Origin of the sequence: Aggregatibacter segnis ATCC 33393, from assembly GCF_000185305.1 — a bacterium.
Taxonomy (GTDB): domain Bacteria; phylum Pseudomonadota; class Gammaproteobacteria; order Enterobacterales; family Pasteurellaceae; genus Aggregatibacter; species Aggregatibacter segnis.
Map to the genome: position 1 here is coordinate 71,046 of NZ_GL622200.1, position 22,948 is coordinate 93,993.

At 39.7% G+C, this 22,948-nt stretch carries 23 protein-coding genes and 1 pseudogene; 11 read left to right on the forward strand and 13 right to left on the reverse strand.

Going from position 1 to position 22,948, the window contains the following annotated elements; genetic code table 11:
• The first annotated feature begins 236 nt into the window (after positions 1-236).
• Together envC and HMPREF9064_RS09015 are read left to right on the forward strand one after the other, a co-directional pair.
• A complete protein-coding gene (gene envC, locus HMPREF9064_RS09020; RefSeq protein ID WP_390879309.1) occupies positions 237-1,454 on the forward strand; it encodes a murein hydrolase activator EnvC in 1,218 nt (405 codons plus the stop codon).
• Entirely contained in the window at positions 1,451-2,278 is an 828-nt protein-coding gene (locus HMPREF9064_RS09015; protein WP_005715659.1) for a divergent polysaccharide deacetylase family protein, read from the forward strand. The genes envC and HMPREF9064_RS09015 overlap by 4 nt, the downstream gene beginning before the upstream one ends.
• 13 nt (positions 2,279-2,291) lie before the next feature.
• Here HMPREF9064_RS09015 and HMPREF9064_RS09010 read toward each other — a convergent pair whose 3' ends face one another.
• On the reverse strand, positions 2,292-3,023 hold the full coding sequence (locus HMPREF9064_RS09010) for an ATP-binding protein (RefSeq protein WP_269148708.1): 732 nt from the start codon (positions 3,021-3,023) through the stop codon (positions 2,292-2,294).
• Between the two features lie 106 nt (positions 3,024-3,129).
• Here HMPREF9064_RS09010 and HMPREF9064_RS09005 point away from each other — a divergent pair, with 106 nt between their 5' ends.
• From HMPREF9064_RS09005 to HMPREF9064_RS08980, 6 genes are all read left to right on the forward strand, one after another.
• Positions 3,130-3,792 carry a heteromeric transposase endonuclease subunit TnsA gene (locus HMPREF9064_RS09005; RefSeq protein WP_005715662.1) on the forward strand — a complete coding sequence of 221 codons (663 nt, stop codon included), beginning with the start codon at positions 3,130-3,132 and terminating at the stop codon, positions 3,790-3,792.
• Positions 3,785-5,704: a Mu transposase C-terminal domain-containing protein gene (locus HMPREF9064_RS09000; protein WP_005715664.1), complete on the forward strand. Its 1,920-nt coding sequence runs from the start codon at positions 3,785-3,787 to the stop codon at positions 5,702-5,704. Before HMPREF9064_RS09005 ends, HMPREF9064_RS09000 begins: the two co-directional genes overlap by 8 nt.
• Complete coding sequence (locus HMPREF9064_RS08995) at positions 5,704-6,597, forward strand: TniB family NTP-binding protein (protein WP_005715666.1); 894 nt, start codon at positions 5,704-5,706, stop codon at positions 6,595-6,597. Before HMPREF9064_RS09000 ends, HMPREF9064_RS08995 begins: the two co-directional genes overlap by 1 nt.
• The gene (locus tag HMPREF9064_RS08990; protein WP_005715668.1) at positions 6,555-7,673 is read left to right on the forward strand and encodes a TniQ family protein; all 1,119 of its coding nucleotides are present in this window, start codon (positions 6,555-6,557) and stop codon (positions 7,671-7,673) included. The genes HMPREF9064_RS08995 and HMPREF9064_RS08990 overlap by 43 nt, the downstream gene beginning before the upstream one ends.
• Positions 7,634-9,085, forward strand: coding sequence for a polysaccharide deacetylase family protein (locus HMPREF9064_RS08985; RefSeq protein WP_032997734.1), 1,452 nt, complete (start codon positions 7,634-7,636; stop codon positions 9,083-9,085). The genes HMPREF9064_RS08990 and HMPREF9064_RS08985 overlap by 40 nt, the downstream gene beginning before the upstream one ends.
• A 123-nt stretch (positions 9,086-9,208) precedes the next feature.
• The gene (locus tag HMPREF9064_RS08980; RefSeq protein WP_005715671.1) at positions 9,209-9,427 is read left to right on the forward strand and encodes a hypothetical protein; all 219 of its coding nucleotides are present in this window, start codon (positions 9,209-9,211) and stop codon (positions 9,425-9,427) included.
• Between the two features lie 132 nt (positions 9,428-9,559).
• Here the strand turns inward: HMPREF9064_RS08980 and HMPREF9064_RS08975 are convergent, their stop codons facing one another.
• Positions 9,560-9,868, reverse strand: a complete 309-nt coding sequence (locus HMPREF9064_RS08975) for a helix-turn-helix domain-containing protein (RefSeq protein ID WP_005715674.1) — start codon at positions 9,866-9,868, stop codon at positions 9,560-9,562.
• Between the two features lie 41 nt (positions 9,869-9,909).
• Here HMPREF9064_RS08975 and HMPREF9064_RS08970 point away from each other — a divergent pair, with 41 nt between their 5' ends.
• The gene (locus HMPREF9064_RS08970) at positions 9,910-10,524 is read left to right on the forward strand and encodes a recombinase family protein (RefSeq protein ID WP_005715676.1); all 615 of its coding nucleotides are present in this window, start codon (positions 9,910-9,912) and stop codon (positions 10,522-10,524) included.
• A 433-nt stretch (positions 10,525-10,957) separates the two neighbouring features.
• Here HMPREF9064_RS08970 and HMPREF9064_RS08965 read toward each other — a convergent pair whose 3' ends face one another.
• From HMPREF9064_RS08965 to yihA, 6 genes and pseudogenes are all read right to left on the reverse strand, one after another.
• The gene (locus HMPREF9064_RS08965) at positions 10,958-11,332 is read right to left on the reverse strand and encodes an ASCH domain-containing protein (protein ID WP_005715678.1); all 375 of its coding nucleotides are present in this window, start codon (positions 11,330-11,332) and stop codon (positions 10,958-10,960) included.
• Positions 11,304-12,353, reverse strand: coding sequence for a GNAT family protein (locus HMPREF9064_RS08960; RefSeq protein ID WP_005715680.1), 1,050 nt, complete (start codon positions 12,351-12,353; stop codon positions 11,304-11,306). The genes HMPREF9064_RS08965 and HMPREF9064_RS08960 overlap by 29 nt, the downstream gene beginning before the upstream one ends.
• 9 nt (positions 12,354-12,362) lie before the next feature.
• A complete protein-coding gene (locus HMPREF9064_RS08955; RefSeq protein WP_032997736.1) occupies positions 12,363-13,364 on the reverse strand; it encodes a hypothetical protein in 1,002 nt (333 codons plus the stop codon).
• Between the two features lie 361 nt (positions 13,365-13,725).
• Positions 13,726-15,474: a hypothetical protein gene (locus tag HMPREF9064_RS08950; protein WP_005715685.1), complete on the reverse strand. Its 1,749-nt coding sequence runs from the start codon at positions 15,472-15,474 to the stop codon at positions 13,726-13,728.
• 107 nt (positions 15,475-15,581) lie between these two features.
• A pseudogene (locus tag HMPREF9064_RS08945) lies at positions 15,582-16,442 on the reverse strand (YifB family Mg chelatase-like AAA ATPase); the annotation flags it as partial.
• A gap of 114 nt (positions 16,443-16,556) precedes the next feature.
• Positions 16,557-17,171 (reverse strand): ribosome biogenesis GTP-binding protein YihA/YsxC, encoded by a 615-nt coding sequence (gene yihA, locus HMPREF9064_RS08940; protein WP_005715688.1) that lies wholly within the window; start codon positions 17,169-17,171, stop codon positions 16,557-16,559.
• Positions 17,172-17,313: 142 nt separating this feature from the next.
• Between yihA and HMPREF9064_RS08935 the strand changes: the two genes are divergently transcribed.
• The gene (locus HMPREF9064_RS08935; RefSeq protein ID WP_032998064.1) at positions 17,314-18,189 is read left to right on the forward strand and encodes a VirK/YbjX family protein; all 876 of its coding nucleotides are present in this window, start codon (positions 17,314-17,316) and stop codon (positions 18,187-18,189) included.
• A 72-nt stretch (positions 18,190-18,261) separates the two neighbouring features.
• On the opposite strand, the gene trmL is transcribed toward HMPREF9064_RS08935, so the two are convergent.
• The 5 genes from trmL to metN form a co-directional block, all read right to left on the reverse strand.
• Positions 18,262-18,738 carry a tRNA (uridine(34)/cytosine(34)/5-carboxymethylaminomethyluridine(34)-2'-O)-methyltransferase TrmL gene (trmL, locus tag HMPREF9064_RS08930; protein WP_005704903.1) on the reverse strand — a complete coding sequence of 159 codons (477 nt, stop codon included), beginning with the start codon at positions 18,736-18,738 and terminating at the stop codon, positions 18,262-18,264.
• Positions 18,739-18,853: 115 nt separating this feature from the next.
• Positions 18,854-19,351 carry a YbhB/YbcL family Raf kinase inhibitor-like protein gene (locus HMPREF9064_RS08925; protein ID WP_005715693.1) on the reverse strand — a complete coding sequence of 166 codons (498 nt, stop codon included), beginning with the start codon at positions 19,349-19,351 and terminating at the stop codon, positions 18,854-18,856.
• 104 nt (positions 19,352-19,455) lie between these two features.
• The gene (locus tag HMPREF9064_RS08920) at positions 19,456-20,280 is read right to left on the reverse strand and encodes a MetQ/NlpA family lipoprotein (RefSeq protein ID WP_005715695.1); all 825 of its coding nucleotides are present in this window, start codon (positions 20,278-20,280) and stop codon (positions 19,456-19,458) included.
• 34 nt (positions 20,281-20,314) lie between these two features.
• Entirely contained in the window at positions 20,315-20,992 is a 678-nt protein-coding gene (locus HMPREF9064_RS08915) for a methionine ABC transporter permease (RefSeq protein WP_005715697.1), read from the reverse strand.
• Positions 20,982-22,019, reverse strand: coding sequence for a methionine ABC transporter ATP-binding protein MetN (gene metN, locus HMPREF9064_RS08910; RefSeq protein WP_005715699.1), 1,038 nt, complete (start codon positions 22,017-22,019; stop codon positions 20,982-20,984). The genes HMPREF9064_RS08915 and metN overlap by 11 nt, the downstream gene beginning before the upstream one ends.
• A gap of 196 nt (positions 22,020-22,215) precedes the next feature.
• Here metN and gmhB point away from each other — a divergent pair, with 196 nt between their 5' ends.
• Positions 22,216-22,773, forward strand: coding sequence for a D-glycero-beta-D-manno-heptose 1,7-bisphosphate 7-phosphatase (gene gmhB / locus HMPREF9064_RS08905; RefSeq protein WP_005715701.1), 558 nt, complete (start codon positions 22,216-22,218; stop codon positions 22,771-22,773).
• Positions 22,774-22,948: the final 175 nt, after the last annotated feature.

A 22,948-nucleotide genomic window follows, 5' to 3' on the forward strand; every position in this document is an offset into this window, starting at 1 on the left:
CCCATGTAAAAAATGTCAGGAAAATAGGGAATCTTGGATAGCAACTCAATTTCATTAGCGTATTTTTGCGAGCCGGATCGCGATGATGAAAAATTATCGTAAAAATAATTTGGGTTTTTAAACGGGAGAAATCAGGTCCGGTGCAAATTAGTGGTATATTTGTGCGGCGTTACAAGAAAGGAATAATTATGGTTATGCAGTATCAAATGAATAAGTCACTACTTCGGGCTAAAAACATGTTAAGCAGGCAAAAAATGGGTCTGATTTTCACCGCACTTTTGTTCTGTACGCCCCTTTCTTTTGCAGCACCTAACGAGGATTTATCAAAAATTCATCAGCAAATTCAACAACAAAAACAGAAAATTGAGCAGCAAAAACGGGAACAGCAGAAACTACAGAGCACATTAAAAACTCAAGAAAATCAGATTAATTCGGTGATCGGGCAATTACGTCAAACGGAATCGGATTTAAAAGAAATTCGCAAAAATATCAGCGATACCGATAGACAAATCAAACAGTTACAAAAACAAGAAAAAGAACAAAAAGCAAAATTGGCGAAGCAGTTGGATTCTGCTTATCGTTCAGGCACGAACCCATCAGTGGTGGAGCGGATGTTGTCCGATAAAGGGCAAAATGCAGAACGCATGAAAGCGTATTATGAGCATTTGAATCAAGTTCGGATGGGGTTAATTGAGGAGCTGAAGAATACGCAGGAGCAGCTGGCAAAACAAAAAGCCGCCATTGCAGAACAACATAAAACGCAACAAGCGCAACTTGCCGGACAGAAAAAACAGCAGCAAGAATTGCAAAAAGTGCAGAAGGAACGGCAAAGCACATTGAACCAACTGAATCAAAACTTAACGCGTGATGAAAATAAATTAGAAGCGCTGAAAGCGAACGAAAATGCCTTGCGCCAAGAAATCCAGCGTGCGGAACAAGTGGCGCGTCAGCAAGAACAACGTGAGCGTGAGGCGTTAGCGCAGAAAAAACAGGCGGAAGAAACGAAAAATCACAAGCCTTATCAGCTAACAGCGCAAGAGCGACAACTGTTGAACAGCACTGCCGGATTAGGCACACCGAAAAAACAATATGGTTTTCCGGTGGCGGGCAAAGTCGTGAACAGTTTTGGTTCAACTCAAATGGGCGAGTTGCGTTGGAAGGGGATCGTGATTGCGGCGGGCGCCGGTACACCGGTGAAAGCCATTGCTGATGGGCGGGTGATTCTCGCCAACTGGTTGCAAGGTTACGGCTTAATGGTGATCGTGAAACATGGTGAGAGCGATTTAAGTTTGTATGGCTATAACCAATCGGTTGCCGTGAAAGAAGGGCAGCTCGTGAAAGCCGGCCAAAAAATCGGTGAAGTGGGCAATAGCGGCGGCCAATCGAAAAGCGGATTGTATTTTGAGATTCGTCGCAAAGGTGTGGCAGTGAATCCGTTAGGTTGGTTGCGATGACCTTGGTGATCAGAAAAACGTTGTTGTTGGCGACCGCACTTTTGGCGGCGCCCTTTGCCTATTCTGCTAAATTGGCCATTGTCATTGACGATTTAGGGTATCATGCGAAAGAAGATGCTCAGATTTTGGCAATGCCAAAAGCCGTGTCGGTGGCGATTATTCCGGCTGCACCTTACGCCAAACAACGGAATCAACAGGCGTTCCAACAAGGGCGCGATATTCTGATTCATATGCCCATGGAAACGCAGTCTAAAATGAAAATTGAAGACGGTGGGTTGCATTTGGGCATGTCGCAAGGGGAGGTGAATCACCGCGTTCAAACGGCTCACAATATTGTTTCCAATGCCATTGGGATGAACAATCATATGGGCAGCGCCGCCACGGCAGATGGGCCGTTAATGACCAAATTAATGACCGCACTTCGTGAGCGTCATTTGTCTTTCCTCGATAGCCGCACTATTGGTCGCAGTGTGGCGGGTAAAATGGCAAAAGAACAAGGTGTACGCACGTTAGATCGGCATATCTTTTTAGATGATAGCGATGCGTTTGCCGATGTGCAACGACAATTTCAAGCTGCCGTACAATATGCGCAGAAACACGGCATCGCCATTGCCATCGGGCATCCGCGAAAAAATACCATTGCCGTCTTGCAAGCGGGTATCGCTAATTTGCCGGCGGACGTGCAGCTTGTTTCTATGGGCAGTTTGTGGCGAAACGAAAAAGTCGCCCCGCCGAAACCTTTTATGTTTCTCTTTAGCGAAATGCCTGCCCCCACCTCCACTCCACCTTATACCGCAGTGCCATTGTTGCGTGGTGTGCCTTAGTCTTGTCGTTTAGTTACACAGATGCTTTAGAGAGCTTCTGTAACAGTCTATCCATCGCACGATAGCCAAGAGCTTCTGCTAAGTGTCGCTGGTGAATTTGCTTTTCCCCTTCTAAATCCGCAATGGTACGGGAAACCTTGAGTATGCGGTGGTATGCCCGTACAGACAGTCCGAGTTTGGTCAGCGCATTTTCTAAAAATAGCGCATCTTTTTCCTCTAGTTTGCAATCCCGTTCAATTTCTTTGCTGGTTAAATGGGCGTTAATTTTGCCGGCACGTTGAAGCTGAATAGCGCGTGTTTTTAAGACTTTTTCTCTCACCATTGCACTGGATTCACCACGGTCACCGCTATTTTGCAGACTCCCTTGCGGCAACAACGGCACTTCAATAGATAAATCGAAACGATCTAAAAAGGGGCCGGACAGACGATTTAAATAGCGCATGATTTGTTGTGGTGACGTGCGGTTATGTGTGCCTTGATAATGCCCTGTGGGGCTTGGGTTCATGGCGGCAATCAGCTGAAATCTTGCCGGAAATTGAATCTTGGCATTAGCGCGGGAAATGATGATTTCACCGCTTTCTAACGGCTGGCGGAGCGCGTCTAATACCTTGCGTTCGAATTCCGGCAGTTCATCCAAAAACAACACGCCATTGTGTGCTAGGGAGATTTCCCCGGGTTTTGGAATCGAACCGCTGTCAAAGTTACAAATAAGTGGCATGATTGATAATACATGGCACGGTAGAATAAGGCTTTAGCCTATTTTTTACCTCAAAAAGATACTATTTAATGGCGTTATTTACACAAATAGCTGTCAAAATACTTAAAAAGAAATAAATAAATGTCAAATTATTATGAAAAAAGAACATACATTTAAACAAGTCCGTAAGATTAAATCTACACGCCTTAGCGTATCGGGTTTACTCCCTTTTAAAGATGGAGTAAGCATTCCTTATGAATCTACGCTTGAGCGAGATTTCCTGCTTTATTTCACTTACCTACCATTAGTAGAGGAAATCATTGCTCAACCTGCACGCATACTGTTTGTAAAAAATGGTATGACTTACCCTTACACGCCCGATTATTTGATTCGTTTCAATGACGGACGGCGTTCACTTTTAGTCGAAGTCAAACCCAAATCAAAATGGCAGGAACATTGGCGTGATTGGAAAGAAAAATGGAAAGCGGCAATGGCATTTTGTAAAAAAAATGAGTGCATCTTCCATATTTATGATGAAGATAAAATTCGTCACCTTGCATTATTCAACATTAACGTTGTTCAACGTTATAAGCGATTACAATGCGATCTTGAAGATATTGAAGCGGTACTTAATCAAGTTAAATTGCACGGCAGTATCACAATAGATTTCCTCCTTTCTCGCCTTTTTACTGGCTCACTCTATCGAGTAAAAGGATTGCAGATTATTTATCACTTATTAGCTACCAAGCAACTGACTTGCAACTGGTTTGAGCCATTATCTGAATTTACTGAAGTTTGGGGGTATTCAAATGACTAAGGGATTTATTCATCCACGCTATCACGGTCGATTAGAGCGTGGTCGTCTCATTTTGCAAAAAGGCAATGTTTATGTAAACCGCGAAGATGGTGAACAATATGAATTGATTGAGTATTTAGATGAAGATGCACAAGTAATGATCCGAAATCTTCATACTCGCCAAAGTAAGATTGCCAGTATTCATCAGCTTGAGAATTTGAAAGTAAATGAACGCGAAGATGTTTCGGTTGATTTAAGCGCCATCAGCGATGAATACTGGGAAAAAGCGTTAGAAAAATACGAAATGATTAAGCCGTTGCTTAATTATGAGCAACATTGCCCTGCTTCTGTAAAGGAACGTGCAAAAGAGGTGGGGGTGAGCGATCGAAGTTTATATCGTTGGATCCAAGCGTACAACTCTCTCGGCTCTATCGCTGGTTTAGTAAGTCGCAAGCGTGGCTGGGGGGAAGGTAATTCGCGTTTAAGCAAAGAACAAGATGAGTTGGTGACAGCAGTTATCAATGAGTTTTATCTACATAAACAACGCCCAACGATTGAGCAGACGATCCGTGAAGTGCAGCGTGTCGCCAGTCAAAAAGGGCTTGATAGCCCAAGCCGCCGCACAATCCGACAACGTATTTTGCGTATTTCAGAAGAAGAAAGATTGCGTAAACGCGGGCAGAAAGAGAAAGCGAAAAATAAATTTACGCCGAAGCCAAATAGTTTCCCGAACGTAGATTTTCCTTTAAGTGTTATTCAAATCGACCATACGCCTGTTGATTTAATTATTGTAGATAACCAGTATCGTAAGCCGATTGGCAGACCTTACCTAACATTGGCAATGGATGTATATAGCCGAATGATTACTGGATACTATCTATCACTTGATGCACCGTCGGTAACATCGGTTGCAATGTGTATTGCTCGCAGCATTTTGCCGAAAGAACGCCTATTACTAGATCATAATGTGAAAGGTGAATGGGGGGTGTTTGGTTATCCAAATAAAATCCATGTTGATAACGGTGCAGATTTCCGCTCGCTTGATTTATCAAAATCTTGTGAGGCACACGGCATAGCCCTTGAGTTCCGTCCTGTTGGCCGTCCTGAATTTGGCGGACACATTGAGCGTGTGATCGGTACGTTTATGAAAGAAGTTCACGGTTTGAGTGGTACAACATTCTCGAACACGAAAGAGAAAGATACTTATCAATCGGAAGCTGAAGCCGTGATGACCTTAGATGAATTTGAAACATGGCTGGTTAACTACATTGTAAACGTGTATCACAAACGGACTCACTCTGCTTTAGGTATGTCGCCTGTTCAAAAATGGAAATTAGGGATTTTGGGTGATAAAGATCACGTTGGTTGTGGTTATCCGCAACTGCCTGTTGATGAACAAACAGTGTTACTTGATTTCTTGCCAAGTGAAAAACGGACTATTCAGCATAATGGCGTAACGATTGATGGTTTACGTTACTATGATGTGGCACTTAATATGTACATTAACGATTCCGATGAAAGCGGTAAGAGCAAGGAATTTTTATTCCGTCGAGATCCTCGTAATATCGGCAGGATTTGGTTCTATGATCCGAAGTTGAAATGTTATTTCCCGATTCCGTTTGCCGACCAGTCTTTACCTGATATGAGTATTTGGGAATACAAACAGGTTCGTCAGTTCTTGAAAGATAAAGATGAAAAACTCATTCACTCGCAGCAGATCCACGATGCATTAACTGAAATGCGTGAATTGGTTGAACAGTCTGCACTGCGGACGAAGAAAGCTCGGAGACTGGCTCAACGGCAGAAAGTCCACGCGAAAAGTAAGGTAGTGATCCCAACAAGTTTACCCGAAAGCAAACCAACAGAAACAGTCAAAACACCTGCTTCTAACTTGCTTTTAGATAATGAGTTCACGTTTGGAGATATTGAATAATGGAAAAACAATATGAGTATGTTCACGAAAAATTCCGTCATTTAGTGACTGCAAGCAATCAGGAACGGATTGAGTTTTTAGATAAACCACGTTGGGTAGGTTATGCTGTTGCGAATCGAATTATTGAGAATTTAGTTTCCTTAATGAATAAGCCGAAACGCCCTCGTATGTTCAATTTGTTGGTAGTCGGTGATTCTAACAATGGGAAAACTACGCTTATTCGACACTTTTATGATTTGTACGGCATACCTTTCGTGGACAGCCAGTCGGACGGCATACGCCCCATTATTTTGGCAGAAGCACCGCCGAGTGCAAATGAAAAAGAGCTTTATATCTCGTTACTGGAGCGTTTTTATGTTCCATATCGACCAACGGATAGCGTAGCTAAATTGCGTTATCAGACGATTCACTTATTCCGTGAGTACAAGGTGAAAATGCTGATTATTGACGAATTTCATTCATTGCTTGTAGGTACACCGCGTTTGCAGCGCCAAGTGATGAATGCGATTAAGATGCTATGTAATGAGTTGCAGATTCCGATTGTAGGCGTAGGCACAAAAGATGCAATTCGTGTTTTACACACCGATCCGCAGCACGCCAGTCGCTTTGATGTTGCTGAATTGCCAACATGGAAATTGGATAAGGATTTTCAAAAGCTACTCTTCCAATTTCAAGGTATTTTGCCATTGAAGAAATGTTCTAATCTACAATCGCCAGAGTTAGCCACAAAAATCCATACAATTTCAGGTGGTAACTTAGGCAATGTACATCGCTTATTAACGGCGTGTGCCGTTGAAGCGATTACAACAGGAACAGAGCAAATTACATTAGACATTATCGAGCGTAATTCATGGGTACAACCAACGCAGGGCTTACGAAAAATTATCGGGTAAAATCAGGGATTATCCGAACGCCACTTTATCCGAATGAAAGCATCAGTTCGTGGTTTATTCGTGCTGCCTTAGATTGTGGTACAGAGCCGATTACATTTACAGGATTTTATTGGGATAAGTGGCGATTATGGACCTATGATCTAGATAGAGGGTTTGAACCGATAACACCACAGATTTATGAAGATATTACAGCGTTATCACTTAATCAGCAGGTAAACTTAGCCAGTCATTCGCTTTATTCCGTGTTGAAACCAATTAACGGAGAAAACACGCTTATTAAAGGTCAGGCTAAATGGGTAATTTCGAGAGGTTCGCGTAATCGTACTTTTCGTGTCGGTCAATCTTATTGCCCTTGTTGCTTAGAGGAAACGCCTTATTTGCGTAATGAATGGCGTTTTGCGTGGCATTTTGGTTGTTTGAAACATCAAGTTTTACTTGAATCTAAATGTCCTTGTTGTGGCGAACTGTATCAACCGCATTTGCTTTCGGCTGAGAAACGACAACTAAACTACTGTCATCAGTGCGGTGAGAAATTACAGGTCGTTACAACACCGCTTAATGAAGCAGAAATCGCAACGATGGAAACACTTGATAACGTGTTTACGACTAATTCAGGTGAATGTTTTGGAAAACGTATGGATGGGCAAATATACTTTGCTATATTACGTTACTTCATCAATCTTATTCGGCGTGCAGCGGTCGCAAAATCCACTCACGCTTTTGCAAGATTTGTGGAAGAATGTGGTATTTCACAAGCGGAAATATACCAAACCAAAACCGCCCTTGCGTTTGAACAACTTCCTATTGAAGAACGTAAAAATTTACTGGTAAACGCGATTAAAATCCTAAATTTATCAAGTAAGGATTTCATTCAAGCTACTCAACACAGCGGTATAACACAAAAAGCGTTTGCCTTTGAAAACTATCCTACGGAGCTTGATGCACTCTTTAAATATGCACCCGAAGGCAAAATCGTAAGACGTAAAGCGATAACCAATAAACCTAAAACTGATTCTGTTTTAAGTCTAAACCGTCAATGGGAACGCTTGAAACGACAGTTAAAAATCGCAACATGAAAATCACTAAGATCCGCCCTCAAAAGAGAAATAGTTGCTCTATTTGTGGCAAAGCTCAAGTAACACGCAAGTTCCAAGAGGAATATTATTGCGCGAATTGCTACGCCCAATGGTTTAAGAAAAAGACTTGTAAGCGATGCGGACAACTCAAGCGTATTCACCGCGAGGGCGAACTTTGTCTTGAGTGCGAAAAATTAACGGATTGTGTACGCTGTGGTAAAGAAGCAGGTACATTTGAAATAGGCATGATAAGTCGTTACAGTGCGGTGTGTAGTTCTTGCACTCGTTATTTCCGAGAGGAAATAGAATGTTCAGAATGTGGTAAAATGACACGCGATAGATACCGTTCACCAGTAACGAATAAATCGGTCTGTTTGCAGTGTTATCGCCGATATACCTTTGCTACTTGTAAGAATTGTCGCCGTTATCGTAAGGTTCACAACCAAGAGAAACAGTTATGTAAGAAATGTGATGAACAGTTACTTTCAACTTGCCCAAAATGCAAAGGTGAAATGCCGTCTGGTTACGGTAATGTTTGCCCTGATTGTGCAAGACGAGCCCTATTATTCAATATGATTCGCCTGAATGGACATATTTTGCGTAATAAGGCGGTTAAAACCGCCTACAAGAAATTCATTTTCTGGTATATGCGAAAATGTGGTATTAGTGTCGCCTTGCATAAAGGCTCAGATTTTATGCGGTTCTTCATTGATTGTGATGAAATTTGGCAACAAATTCCCGACTATTCAGAGCTAGTCACGCACTTTAAACCGAATGGATTACGCGCCAATTTAACCGTATTACGCTGGTTGCTTGATACGAATCAAATCGTTATTGATGAAGCCTTGAAAGATGATTTAGCCGAATTAGAACGTATTCAAACCCTCTTTAATAAATTAAAAGAGTCTGTACCTTGTATCGCAAGTTATTATCAGAAATTGCAACGACGATATAACGAAGGGAAAACTTCACTTAAATCAGTACGATTAGCCTTACAGCCTGCGATAGACCTAATCAGCACTAACGAGATTACGGATTACCCGACACAAGACCAACTAAACCAGTATCTTGTGGAAAAATCAGGGCAAATAGCTGCGATAACTGGCTTTATCAATCATTTGAAATCGGATTATTGCCAGGAATTAGAAATTAATCGTAAGCTGATTCAACAAATCAAAGCTAAACGGCTTAAAAAACATTGTTCTCAGCGATTAATTCAACTCTATAAACAAGCTTATTTAACTGAAAAAGAACAAATGGAGCTAGTTTCCGTTGTGTTATATAGTTTACACAACATTACAATTAAAATGCCAAAACGAAAGAACATCATCAAAATTGATCAAGTTGCCTATTATCGTTACGAAAATAGGGATTATTTTTTACCACAGGACATTTATAAGCATATAACCTAGAGTTTTTGACTTGAAAAATATCATTTTTGCGATCTGAATCACAAAATTATTTCCGAAACCTATATAGAGAGAAAATTACCGATAAACTAATCTCTATTATCAGCACATAAATAGAGGTTTATTATGAAAAAAGTACAGTTATCACTTAAAGAACAGTTCAGATTATGGCTTGAAACAGAGCGGGAAATAGATGAAATAATAGCTATAGTAAAGATACCTTGTATTTTATCTAAATTAGATAGTAAGTTAGCTGTTGTGAGTGGGAATCGGCTAGAAAAACGTTACTTATACAAATGGATTAAGTATTTTCGTATAGACCGTGTAATTGGAAGCGTTTTTTAAGATCTACTAAATTATTTTTAATTTCTAATTGAAAAAGGCTTTTCAAGATTTTTCAATTTTTAGTTTCTGTTTTAGAATGAAATAAGTAACTTTATTTTATCTATTTTGATAGGGAGCTCTCGTTCCCTACTTCTATAGCTTATTTAATAAATTCGAAATAATCAGTTTCATCATATCTATATCAATATATTGCTTTCCTGAACCAGATATTTGCCAAACATATTTTCGAATATGTGCAGAGAGATACATTAATTTTATAAGGTAAATACCGTTGGGGAACCTTTCATTTCTTAACCACGCTTTTACTGTTCTTTCGCATACACCTAATTTCTTCGATAACTCAAGTGTTGACCAGAACTGTTCATGCATTTCTTGCCGAAGTTCGACGATGAAATCTTCTCTGAAATTTTTGGGTAAAATCTTATCCGTTGTGTGCAACATAAGGTTCTCCTTTTCCGTTATAGTGACTGTGGAGGTGAAATATGGAATATAAAAATCTTGCTGTTGCTTATATCCGTATGTCTACGGAGCATCAGGAATTTTCACCGGATATACAACGTCGTTTCATTCAAAAATATGCTAAGGAGCAAGGGCTTATACTCACTAGGGAATACCTAGATGAGGGAAGAAGTGGATTAAGCGCAGAAAAACGTCCTCAGTTTTTATCGCTCATTAACTTTGTACAATCCGGTAATGCTGATTTTTCACATATTCTTGTTTATGACATTAGCCGATGGGGGCGCTTTCTGAATATTGATGAATCTGCACATTATGAACAAATTTGTTCAAAAATGGGGGTTAAAGTGCATTACTGTGCAGAACCTTTTAAGGGAAACGACATTGGTTCTCAAATTTTTAAAGCGGTAAAACGTTGGTCTGCCGGAGAATACTGCCGTGAGCTAGGTGAAAAAGTTTTTAATGGTCAGAAAAATTTGATTGAGCGTGGATTTCGTCAAGGTGGACCAGCTGGATTTGGGTTAAGACGCCTATTATTAAGTGCTGATGGTTCGCCAAAATTTGAACTAAAAGCGGGCGACAGGAAGAGTTTGCAGTTGTGGTTGAATTTCCTATCAATTTACAAGCGGGAGATAGTGTAGTTGAGCAAATAAGTTCATATAATATAGATGCTTATGATGCTTTATTTTTATTGGCGATGAGAGAACATAAGATAAATAACATTATTACAGACGATAAAGATTTTCTTAATGTATCTAGTATAGATGTCTATTCTGTAAGCTAAAATAAGTGATGGCACCTGCTTATGCCAGATTTTTCGTATTCACATGAAATTGTTGGTTTAACCAGTTCTCGGCAAAGATTCTGAACGGTCTTCAGTAAAATCTCAATAGCAGATAATTTATTATTTCTTTTAAGATTTGTACTACATTTAAGCTTTAATATATTATGAAACTATATCTTAAAATTAAGGGGCTAGGTTAGCCCCTTTTATTTTCAATAAATTTTAGCCTATTTTTGAATTCTATTAACCAAACCATAAAAAATAGAACAGCAATAGGTTTGGTGGATCAATTACTCAATATAGCAATAAGATTGCGGAGGCGTGCCTGATGGCAGTATATCTGAGATGCCTAGAGGCTCATCGTATAACCGAAATGAATCAATTTCAAAAGCATGCGCTAAAGGTCTTGTGGAAAAATACTGATCGAAGAAATTTTTCGTAATGCCTGAAAATTCCTTTGTTCTTTCCCAAAGAGATTCCGGTACATGAGATAGCGTATCCTTGACTTTAAACTCTCCAACAACCTTTCCTACTGGCATTGTGGAATAAACGACAACTGTTGTTATACCCTCACGTTTTGGTAGCGATTTTCTGAACTCAAACTTTTTTTCACCGGAAATGATCTTTTCTACAAACTCAGGTTTGATTGACAATAAAACTTTCATCTGTGTGTGATAACCTTAAAATACAACTAAATTGCTCATTAGATATTGGTTCTAATACGATTCTAGTCTGATCTCCTATCAAGTTATTGTCAAGTAATTCTTTCCTATTAGTTCGTTTGGGGAACGCAATATTGTAAGTAAAACGAATCACATAAGGGTATTTTTTCTCCTTGTAAAATTGGGATAGTTCGTTTGTAGTGAATACACTAAATTTACTGCAATACTGCAAGTAAGATTCCTCTGTCGTAAATTCTGAAATATGGCGGACCTCTTCGACAACGCAAACAGATGATACAACAGCTCTATGATATGCCGGACCTTTACCATCCCCCGTTCTATATATTACGAGTACATCACCCCTTTTTAAATCTCCAGCTCCATAAGCGGCTGATATATAAATTTTGTGTATGCTATTTGAGTACGAAACATCTTGAACAATATCAATTGACTCATTAGATAAGATAGATTCCGGAAATAATCTAGTATGATATTTCGGATAAATAGCCAGTAAATATTTATTAGTGTTAGGATAAACATATGGATAATCTAAGATAATATCTCCAACAACATGACGCATGTTTCTCATATAAACAAATTCAGTGCCATTTATGGTATCTTTCGTTCCAGCAGCATAAAAACCATATTTTTGAAATAAATTAATAAGATAACTATGCTTTTCGAAGATTGTGAGATAAATTAACTCTATGTGCTTGGAGATTGCTATATCAAGGATTTTTTTTATAAATCTCTGCCCCCTTAATGTTCCTTGGGGGGTGAATTTAAATGTACCAACTTTTAATATTCTGCGGTTATATATGGCTGGCTCTATATCGGGAATGTCATTTTCAAACTTAAGATACAAAAAACCATCAATCTTATTGTTATTATAAAGAACATAAGCGTAGTCATTAGCTTTACGTCTAAACCAATCAGGGAATTCTTTGTAATCGTCTTTTAAACTATCAAAAAATGGATCATTTAGGTCGATTTCTGAAAATTTAGAATAAGTTAAGTTATCCATTATAATCTCCTATATTAGATATTTTTTAATGATTTCAAATATGCCAGATGAAATTAATGATATAGATATAATAATGCCCACATAAACCATTACTCTTTTACCTACATTTAGTGGATACTTAAATCTTGCTAATTTTTCAAATGAAAAAGCATCATCGCTATCATTTTTAAAATGGTAGGCAATCATATCAATGTCATTTATTTTAATATAATCTTTCCATACCTCATTTTCTAATATCCTACTTTTTACTTTTATATCTCCCACCGTTATAAACTCATCAGTAGAATTTCTTATTATTAAGTAATGAACCTTATTGATTGAAAATATTGGCATTTTTAGGAAACATTCTTTTATCTCATCCGAGCATGAACGTAGATCATTAATTCTAAAGTCTATCAGTTCAGTTGTTCTTAAGGAGATGTCTTGTAGAGGGTTTATTCTCTCGTTTTCATTTTGTATTATTTTTGTTCCTTTCTTAGCATGAATTCTAAATCTAAAATAATACTTTTTAACTTGCTCTAAATCTGGGTGAAATTCTACCTCTTCATCAGATAATATTTCACTTGTATTTATATGTATTTGACTATAGTTATCTTTGTTATTAAATTGTAATTGACTATTATCATCCCGATCAATTTTTAGAGAATAAATCATGAAAACATCATTTTCCTCAGTTTTATTATTTCTAGAGTCATAATCTCCATGTTTTATTACTTTTCTTCTTTTGGGATAAGTGTTAGATATTTCACATCTCTCATTAAATATTGCATCAGATATTGTGTTGGAATTAAAAATTTTACCACCAAGATCTAATACTTGATTTATTTTTAATGGTGTAAAAAATATAATTTTATTTACCTTTTTAATGTCATGAATCATAAAGCCAAAGTCAATGATTATATCATTATTGTTACTGGCTCTATATCTCCATAGGTTTATATGAATATCGATTTTTGTTTGGGATTCATCTTTAATTCTCTTTTCATATCCCAAAATAAAACTTCTCATCATTTTAAGGTTCCTTTTTATTTGTCTTGTAAAATTTATTTCTCGTAATATAAAGTGAGGAGTCTTTAATATTATAGCTGTAAGTAAATTTCTCAATACACTTACAAATATAGAGTATTTATGGCTAAACATTACTTACTTAGACTGAATATTTTCAGTAAGTTTACTTATTCCAATTGTACACTCGGTTACTGCTTTCTACTTATGAATATCGATTGAATTAGACTGTCGTTTTTTTGTAGTCCAGTAATTGATATTTATCAGAAATATTCCTTATTTTTAAGGAAATTATAGTTTCATACCTATGCTAATAAGACTTAATCTAGGAGTAATCGTCAATACTTCTTCTACTCACCTCCTTACTTTAAAGTAGCTTTCCGATTCCATTCCAAACCCAGTTATTGTTTGTCTTTTTAGCTTCTCTATGTCTAAATAACGACATTTTTCCATCCTTAGAATCAACATAATCACTACTTACGCCTTCGCTTGATATAATTTCAATAAACAGCTTGAATAGATTCTCATCTCGACTATAAATATCACCTTCGCCTGATAGAAATTGTTGAATATTTCGGGGTTCATAAACGACACTACTAAAACCTGAGTTTTCTTTTTCATTTCGGGCAGGGAAACTTAGTACAAAGAATGTTCTTTGTTGCACATCTACTCGCAATATTAACGCCGCGACTGGATAGTATTGTTCTAGAGAATCAAGGATTTCTTCTAATGAAACTAACGTAAATTTATCGCTTTCGTTAAATCCAAGCTTAGGTGTGTACCAATAGACCTTAGCGCCTTGCTCGTTACGTAGGCGTTTAGCGTGTTCCCAAACGGTATCGAGGCGTGATTTACCTTCAATATCTTGATTACTAGGAATGTCATAGAAGCAGTTAGCAATACCTGTATTACCTGTTTTCCCTTGTTTCTCACCCACTCCGTAATTCTCTGGTTCATTGTAATTTAAGAATTTAACTTTACCGCCTTTTTCAGTTTCTTGAACAAGCTGAATACGGTTAATTGCTCGCTCTTCACCAAGCAATTTCAGGTGTTCAATCACATCCGCCGCCACAAGGTTATTCACGTTATCTAATGCAATGTCGAGCTTTTCAAGTTCATGTTCTCGTTCTTGTTTTCTCGTTCTGTATTGAGGTTCACCGCCTTTTTGCCCCTTACCATCTTTGCTTGTTTTTATCGCAGAATGATAATAAAGGTTAATTGGCTCGCCTTGTGGTTGACTAATCCCTGTAATTTGGCAGCAAAGCACTGAATTTCCTAACTCAATACCATAGAATGAAAGCATGATTGGTTTGTCGTGCCAGCAAGGAATGCGATAGTGCAGTCTTTCTTGACCTTTAGAAAAGATGATTTTAGTCGTTATATCTTTTACGACTGTTTTTGTGTAAGCGTCATATTTCAAGTGATAAAGAAACACCGCGTCTTTCGTGGAAAGGTTATTCGGTATGAACACGCCTTTTTCTTTGAAAAATTCATTCAGGTGTAATTTCTTCTCAACTTTACTCCAGTTGTCTGTAATCAAGATGCGTTTTAACTCGCTCGAATAACCATAGTGAGCCATAAAGAAGTGTAACGGATGAACAATATAAGACTTACTATCACCTTTGGGTTGAATGACAAGCAGTTGATTTCCATCTTTCTTGAAATCATCTAAATAAGATGAATAAACGTACTTATCTGCTTCAAATGGATGCGCTGATTCCTTGTCCGTCCAAAGAGGTTTATAAGTCAACCCTTCACTTTTTGAAAAGGTAACTTTAAATTCTTTAAGTTTGAACTTATACTCCGATTCACCTTCTTTCCAAATGCTACCGAATGGAACTTTATGTAGGTAATTGATAGGTAACTTAATAACAAAGAAACTCTGGCATTCTTTGCTGGTATTCTTATTTATATAGGTAGGTTTAGTTAAATTGATAAAAGTGACTTCAACGAGTGTTTTAGATTTATCGAGCGAAAGACGGTTTTCATACCAAGTGGCAACGTACTCATGTTCCTTATTGTAAAAACCGCGAAGAGGTTTTTCAAAATACTTTTCTAAATTAAGCGCACAACGCCAGCGAACTCTATCTAAATTATTCTCGTCGAAATATGACATAATCAACTTCCTTTTCAGTCAGTTAAATAGATAAGTAGATTATAAATGATTTGGATTATAAGGCGACAATTATTTGTATCGTTTGACAATTATTTGTAATTTTAACAACCGCCACCCACCAATGCCGGTGTGGAGGCACTGTGGTGAGGCGCACGGAAGGGGCGTTGTTTCCAGTTGTGAAAATTTAGTTCATTTTGCACCAAACTGGCCACAGAGGCGGTTTCAATGGCTTCTTGGTCGCTCATTTCCGGCAGTAATCCGGTTAAGCGACTGGCAAGCATGGTCTTTCCTGTGCCGGGTGGGCCTAAAAATAACAAATTATGCTGCCCTGCCGCGGCAATCATTAAGGCACGCTTGGCATGTTGTTGGCCGATGATATCCGTCAGATCTTTAGGATTTTCAGGGAAAAAATCCACCGCACTTTGAGTTTTGATGTCTCCGGCAAGAGGTAATACTCCCTGCTGATTGAGAAATTGCACCACATCTAATAAGGAATTGGCGTAATAGGTTTCTTGCTCTGAAACCAGAGAGGCTTCATTGGCATTGCCTAGTGCAATAATGCATTTTCGCTTGGCTTGTTTCGCTGCCAGAATCGCAGGGATGACACCATGCACCGCGCGCAGTTGGCCGGTCAGGGCAAGTTCGCCGATAAATTCAAATTGTTTTAACTTTTCTGCATCAATATAACCGGAGGCGGCAAGCATGCCGATGGCAATCGGCAAATCAAAACGCCCGCCTTCTTTGGGTAAGTCTGCCGGGGCGAGGTTGACGGTAATACGCTTGGCGGGGTAGCGAAATTCGGCATTCAGCAACGCACTGCGGACACGGTCTTGGGCTTCTTTCACCGTTTTTTCCGGCAAGCCGACAAGGGTAAAGCCCGGTTTGCCGTTGCTTAAATGTACTTCAATGGTGACTAGTGGTGCTTGAACGCCTATGGAGGCGCGACTGTAAACGATGGCTAAAGACATGTTGGGCTCCATCATGCTGAAGAAAAAAGCGGAGCGACAAACATAAAAAAAGTGCGAAATGAAAGAAATTCACACCGCACTTTTTTGCGATCAGGATCGCAGAAATGGCTTTTTTTAGGCGAAAACTGGGGCAAACCAGGCGTCTAATTTGACGGCTAAGCGATCAATCCCAGTACGTTTCAACGCAGAAAAGGCTTCCACTTGAATATCGCCTTGGAACGGTAAAATTGCTTCACGCACCATTTTGACTTGTTTGCTGCGTTCGCTTTGGCTCAGTTTATCCGCTTTCGTGAGCAGTAATAATACCGGTAATTTGGAAGCTACTGCCCATTCAATCATTTGCTGATCCAAATCTTTGAGCGGATGACGAATGTCCATCAAAATCACAATCCCGGCAAGACACTCACGCTTTTGCAAATATTCGCCAAGGGCTTGTTGCCACTGCAATTTCATTTGTTCCGGTACGGCGGCATAGCCATAGCCCGGCAAATCCACTAACTTGCATTGCGGTTCCACTTCAAACAAATTGATGAGTTGGGTACGCCCTGGGGTTTTTGACGTACGGGCAAGGTTTTTCTGATTCGTTAAGGCATTCAATGCCGTTGATTTGCCTGCATTAGAGCGACCGGCAAAGGCGATTTCAACACCGCTATCTTCCGGCAGACTTTTGAGGTTCGGCGAGCTGGTTAAAAAATGGGTTTTGTGATAATTCAGTTTAATTTCTGACATGGTGTGCTTTGTATCCAAGGTGATAAATTGCCGGCTAGGATACTTTATCGGCCGTAAAAAAACGATAAAAAAATGCAAAAAAGATGGGATTATGCGAAAATGTGCCCCGATTTTTCCTTATTTGAACCTAAATAAATTTATTATGACACAGCAACATGTTTATCAATGGCCGGATCCTCATGCGTTATATCCAGATAGAAATCAGAAATCTTACCGTATGAAGCGTTTCCGTTATCGCTTGCGTTCTTGGCTGCACTGGCAGGCAGTGAAAAAATTCGAAAGCGTCGTGAACCAAAAACCGTGGCTCGTTGACTTGCTTAATCAACGGGCAAATTTTAGCTATCCGTTAGTGCATCGTTTTTTGGATAAACGCTTTAATACGCAACAACGTTTTGACGCCATGTGCGACAACCTGACGTTTTTACCGGAAAAATTGACCGCACTTGGGTTGCCGCCGTTGTGGCAACAAGCCATTTCTTTTGGTGAGGTCATTCCTGATTTTGAAATGCGGCTCACCATCACCGATTATCAGCCGATGGAAGGGTTTTGGACGTTAGAGCTGGTTCATTCACCAAGTCAAGAATTGGTTTATTTATTGACCTTCGGCAAAGTGCAACAGGCGCTTTTAATTGCGGTAATTCAAGGGCCGAATTTTGAAGGTTCAAAAGAAATGGTGAAATTGCTGACCAAGAAATGCCATGGTTTACGTCCGGCTTATTTGATGGTGGAAGCCATGAAAGCCCTGACCAATGTGTTAGGTTATTCTGCCTTATGGGGCATTCCGCATAAATATCAAAACAAATCCCGTTTCGTGCAAAGCAAACGTTATGTGGTGGACTATGATGCGATTTTCGCGGAATCTGCCGGCACGTTAAAAGATTATTGGGAATTGCCACTGCATTTTGAAACCAAAAATATGGACGATATTCCAAGCAATAAGCGTTCCATGTACCGTAAACGCTATGCCATGTTGGAGCAATTACAGGAAAATATGGCAACCGCATTAAATGTGCGCTAGGCATTTACCGTAAAAATGCGAGAAAAAACGACCGCACTTAAAAAAGAAGCCCATCAGACGATGGGCTTTTTGTTATCGGTTTAAATTTACCGCACCTTGATATCCTAGCTGGCGCCATGCTTCATACACGGTGACGGCCACCGAGTTTGAAAGATTCATGCTGCGGCTGTTGGCTGTCATGGGAATGCGGATTTTTTGTTCCGCCGGCATGCTATTTAAAATGTCCATCGGAATGCCGCGGGTTTCCGGGCCGAACATTAAATAGTCGCCTAATTCAAACTTTACTTCGCTGTGTGCTGGGGTACCTTTTGTCGTTAAGGCAAACAAACGTTTCGGTTGTTCACTTTGCAAAAAGGCCTCGAAAGTTTTGTGCTTTTTGATGTCGGCAAATTCGTGGTAATCCAAGCCGGAGCGACGCAATTTTTTGTCATCCCAGGTAAAACCCAGTGGCTCGATTAAATGTAAGCGAAAGCCGGTGTTGGCACATAAGCGAATAATATTGCCGGTGTTTTGCGGAATTTCCGGTTCGTATAAAACAATATCTAACATGATGTTCTCGATTGAATAAAAATAAACGGCTTATTATAGGCGCAAAAAAGGGTGTCTAAAAGCGCTCATAAAAAATCCTCGTCAATGTGACGAGGATTTTTCTTAAACCGATGCATTAAACGTTATACCAACCTACTAAATAGGCTTGATCTAAAATATGCCCTTGCATGGCGTAATGGAGTTCGTTGAAACGGAAACCTTGCGGCAAATTGAGTTTGGTATCTAACGCATAGACATAAAGTTCATAGCGATGGTTTGAGTTCGGTGGTGCCATGCCGCCGTAAGCAGAGGCTTCTTTGATGTCAAACTTGCCTAATACGCTTGCCCAACTGTTTGCACCTTGTACGAAATCTGTCGCTGTTTGGCTTTCGTTTTCTTGCACGGAAGTGCGTTCCAAGTCAGCAATGAGCCAGTGCGTCCAAACAAAGCCGGCAGCGCTGATGGCATCTTTATCTTCTAGCACTACAGCAAAGGATTTTGTGCCGGCAGGCACATCGGTGATTTCAAAAGGAATGGAGTAGGTGGGCATGCCATTTGGGCTAAACTGCGAGCCTCGCTTGCCGTATTTGTCGGCGTAATGTCCGTTTTCAATAGCTGAACTGGTGACTTTCATCTTGATTTCCCCCGTAAAAAACGTGTAAAAAAAAGACCGCACTTTGGCTTTTCATTGCCTAAAAGTGCGGTCTCATTTTACGGTGTTTTTATAGGGGCTTCAAATTACCAACCTTTTACTACTCCGTCTTTAAAGTGTTTTTTCGCTTCTTGTTCCACTTCCGGTGTTTGGTAAGCTTTCACGAAATCTTGTACTGCTTTGCTGTCTTTGTTGTCAGTACGTGCCACGATAATGTTCACATATGGAGAATCTTTATCTTCCACGAACACGCCGTGATCTTGTGCATTTAAGCCTACTTGGCCGGCATAGTTGTTATTCACAACGGCTAAATCCACATCGTCTAAAGCACGTGCCGCAACAGAAGTATCCACTTCTTTCACTTGTAAATGTTTTGGATTTTCAACGATATCCATGGAAGTAGAGAACAAGTTTGTGGCATCTTTTAATTTAATTAAACCTTGTTTTTCTAACAAGATTAACGCGCGTGCCAAGTTACTTGGGTCGTTTGGTACAGCAACCACCGCGCCATCTTGCAACTCATTTACGCTTTTGATTTTTTTGGAGTAACCGGCTAACGGATAAACAAAGGTGTTACCCACGATAACGAGGTTGTTTAAACCTTTCGCTTGGGAATCTTTGTCTAAATACGGTTTGTGTTGCATAGCGTTAGCATCTAAATCGCCTTTAGAAACGGCTGTATTTGGTAAGGCGTAGTCGTTAAATAAAACGTATTCTACGTCTAAGTTATATTTTTCTTTTGCGACTTTAGCAGCAATCTCAGCTACTTCGTGTTCTGGGCCAGCCATTACGCCGACTTTAATTTTTGCCGGTGCTTCTGCTGTCGCTTCCGGTTTTTTCTCTTCGTTACATGCTGTTAATGCAAATACGGAGGCAAGAGTTGCTACGCCGAGTAATTTTTTTAAGTTCATAAAAGATCCTCTTTTAATGTTAATGCTAAGTGAATTAACGATGATCAACGCGTTTAGCTAAATCATCGCCAAGTTTTTGTGAAATCATGACGAATACGACAATAATAATTGTGGCGACCCATTTAACGTACATCATGTTGCGATATTCGCCGTAGTTAATGGCAAGGCTACCTAAACCACCGCCGCCGACAATGCCCGCCATGGCGGAATAGCCCACTAGGGTAACTAAGGTCAGTGTAATGCCGTTAATTAGGGTTGGTAGCGCTTCCGGTAAATAGAATTTGCGGATGATTTGCCAATTTGTCGCCCCCATGGCTTTTGCGGCTTCCGTTAAGCCTTTTGGGACTTCCACCAAGGCATTAGCAGTTAAACGTGCCACAAACGGCATTGCGCAAATGCTTAATGGGATAATTGCCGCCGTTGTACCCAGCGTCGTATTCAAAATGAAACGGGTAAACGGTAACAAAATGATTAATAAAATAATGAATGGAATGGAGCGTCCAATGTTAATCACAATGTTCAAAATGAGATTTAAACGTGCGTTTTGCAGAATTTCGCCTTTACCGGTGAGGAACGTCACAACGCCAAAAGGTAAACCGATGAGCACAGCTAACAAGGTAGATGCAAAGCTGATATACACGGTTTCATAGGTAGAAACCCACACTGCTTGCCACATTTGAGGCGTAAGTTGCGTTAAAAAATCATTCCACATAGCCTAATACCTCAACGCGTACGTTATTTTCCATTAAATAGATTTTGGTTTGTGTAATAGCATCTTCGTCGCCTTCCACTTCAGCTACGGTGAAACCGAATTTCACGCCGCCGGCGTATTCAATTTGGGACGTTAAAATGCTTAATTCCACACCGAATTTTTTGGAGGCTTGGGACAACAATGGGGCATCCACCGAGCGTCCGGTAAACTCGAATTTGATAATCGGGTAAGACTTGGCGTGCTTCGGTGTTTGCAGTAGGTTATCTAAATATTCATCCGGCAAATTGACACTAAAGGTCGAACGAATAAATTGTTGTGCCAGTTCGGTTTTCGGATTAGAGAAGATGTCGCTCACCGAGCCTTGTTCTATCAGTTTGCCGTGGTCAATGATAGCAACCAAATCGCAAATGCGCTTCACGACATCCATTTCGTGGGTAATTAAGAGAATTGTGATACCTAAAGTGCGGTTGATTTCTTTTAATAATTTTAAGATGGAATGGGTGGTTGCCGGATCCAGTGCGCTGGTGGCTTCGTCGCACAATAACACTTTTGGATTGCTTGCTAGTGCACGTGCAATGGCGACGCGTTGTTTTTGACCGCCGGATAAATTAGACGGATACACATTTTTTTTATCGCTTAATCCTACCAAAGAGAGTAACTCATTGACTTTCGCTTCGATTTTTTCTTTCGGTGTGCCTTCTAATTCTAAAGGCAGCGCGACATTACCAAAGACGGTGCGGGAGCTCAATAAATTGAAATGTTGGAAAATCATGCCAATATTACGGCGTTCTAATACAAGTTCCGCATCGCTAAGTTGAGTGAGATCTTTGCTGTCAATGATCACGGAACCTACGGTTGGTTTTTCTAATAGGTTGACGCAACGAATCAGGGTACTTTTACCTGCACCGGATGCGCCGATAACGCCACAGATATGTCCTTTCGGAATATCTAAAGAAACGTTATCAAGTGCGGTCAGTTTTTTACCTGAAACGTCGAAAATTTTGCTGACATTCTCTAGCTTAATCATATAAGCCCTTTTGCTGTTTAATTTTTATCGAAAAGAATTTTTGTATTCTAGACGTCTAGAATGCTATGTCAACATTTATCCGCGACATTCTTATAATTATTTGTTTCTCTATAGAACAAAATAGCAGAGGGTTTGCACGAGATAGAAATAAAGAAGATAATCGACAGCTATGCATAGATAGACAGGATAAACAAATATGAAAAAAGCGGTTTTTTTAGATCGAGACGGTACGTTGAATATTGATTACGGTTACGTGCATGACATTGATCATTTTCATTTTATTGAGGGAAGTATTGAGGCGCTAAAAAAACTCAAAGAAATGGGCTATTTGTTGGTTCTGGTGACAAATCAATCCGGCATTGCACGAGGTTTTTTTACCGAGGAACAGTTTTTGCAGTTGACGGAGTGGATGGATTGGTCGTTGGCGGATCGTGGTGTTGATTTGGATGGCATCTATTACTGCCCTCATCATCCGGAGGCAAAATTTGCAGAGTTTAAACAGGATTGTGATTGCCGTAAACCGAAGTCGGGGATGTTATTGCAGGCGATTGAAGAATTGAAAATTGATCCGTCAAGATCGATTATGATCGGTGACAAAGTTGATGATCTACTTGCAGGGAAAGGGGCAAAGATTAACACAAATATCTTAGTGCGAACCGGCAAGGAGATTACGCCTGAGGGGGAAAGTGCGGCAGACTATGTATTAGATTCCATAGCGGATCTGCCAAGGTTGATTTCTAGACAAAAGATCTAAAAAATAATCAATTAAAAAATATTTTGTAAAAAATTGAAAAAAGGGGTTGCAAGGCCATGATAAATGCCTATAATACGCCCCCACAACGACGCGCCGTTGTAAAGCATAAAACTGCGCGTCGTTTTTTGTTCTTTAACAATCAATCAGACAAACTGTGTGGGCACTTGAAGATTCG

Bases quoted from the DNA above. Each gene is read 5' to 3' on its own strand.
- envC (WP_390879309.1), top strand. From the start codon at position 237: ATGTTAAGCAGGCAAAAAATGGGTCTGATTTTCACCGCACTTTTGTTC.
- HMPREF9064_RS09015 (WP_005715659.1), top strand. From the start codon at position 1,451: ATGACCTTGGTGATCAGAAAAACGTTGTTGTTGGCGACCGCACTTTTG.
- HMPREF9064_RS09005 (WP_005715662.1), top strand. From the start codon at position 3,130: ATGAAAAAAGAACATACATTTAAACAAGTCCGTAAGATTAAATCTACA.
- HMPREF9064_RS09000 (WP_005715664.1), top strand. From the start codon at position 3,785: ATGACTAAGGGATTTATTCATCCACGCTATCACGGTCGATTAGAGCGT.
- HMPREF9064_RS08995 (WP_005715666.1), top strand. From the start codon at position 5,704: ATGGAAAAACAATATGAGTATGTTCACGAAAAATTCCGTCATTTAGTG.
- HMPREF9064_RS08990 (WP_005715668.1), top strand. From the start codon at position 6,555: ATGGGTACAACCAACGCAGGGCTTACGAAAAATTATCGGGTAAAATCA.
- HMPREF9064_RS08985 (WP_032997734.1), top strand. From the start codon at position 7,634: ATGGGAACGCTTGAAACGACAGTTAAAAATCGCAACATGAAAATCACT.
- HMPREF9064_RS08980 (WP_005715671.1), top strand. From the start codon at position 9,209: ATGAAAAAAGTACAGTTATCACTTAAAGAACAGTTCAGATTATGGCTT.
- HMPREF9064_RS08975 (WP_005715674.1), bottom strand. From the start codon at position 9,868: ATGTTGCACACAACGGATAAGATTTTACCCAAAAATTTCAGAGAAGAT.
- HMPREF9064_RS08970 (WP_005715676.1), top strand. From the start codon at position 9,910: ATGGAATATAAAAATCTTGCTGTTGCTTATATCCGTATGTCTACGGAG.
- HMPREF9064_RS08965 (WP_005715678.1), bottom strand. From the start codon at position 11,332: ATGAAAGTTTTATTGTCAATCAAACCTGAGTTTGTAGAAAAGATCATT.
- HMPREF9064_RS08960 (WP_005715680.1), bottom strand. From the start codon at position 12,353: ATGGATAACTTAACTTATTCTAAATTTTCAGAAATCGACCTAAATGAT.
- HMPREF9064_RS08955 (WP_032997736.1), bottom strand. From the start codon at position 13,364: ATGATGAGAAGTTTTATTTTGGGATATGAAAAGAGAATTAAAGATGAA.
- HMPREF9064_RS08950 (WP_005715685.1), bottom strand. From the start codon at position 15,474: ATGTCATATTTCGACGAGAATAATTTAGATAGAGTTCGCTGGCGTTGT.
- yihA (WP_005715688.1), bottom strand. From the start codon at position 17,171: ATGTCAGAAATTAAACTGAATTATCACAAAACCCATTTTTTAACCAGC.
- HMPREF9064_RS08935 (WP_032998064.1), top strand. From the start codon at position 17,314: ATGACACAGCAACATGTTTATCAATGGCCGGATCCTCATGCGTTATAT.
- trmL (WP_005704903.1), bottom strand. From the start codon at position 18,738: ATGTTAGATATTGTTTTATACGAACCGGAAATTCCGCAAAACACCGGC.
- HMPREF9064_RS08925 (WP_005715693.1), bottom strand. From the start codon at position 19,351: ATGAAAGTCACCAGTTCAGCTATTGAAAACGGACATTACGCCGACAAA.
- HMPREF9064_RS08920 (WP_005715695.1), bottom strand. From the start codon at position 20,280: ATGAACTTAAAAAAATTACTCGGCGTAGCAACTCTTGCCTCCGTATTT.
- HMPREF9064_RS08915 (WP_005715697.1), bottom strand. From the start codon at position 20,992: ATGTGGAATGATTTTTTAACGCAACTTACGCCTCAAATGTGGCAAGCA.
- metN (WP_005715699.1), bottom strand. From the start codon at position 22,019: ATGATTAAGCTAGAGAATGTCAGCAAAATTTTCGACGTTTCAGGTAAA.
- gmhB (WP_005715701.1), top strand. From the start codon at position 22,216: ATGAAAAAAGCGGTTTTTTTAGATCGAGACGGTACGTTGAATATTGAT.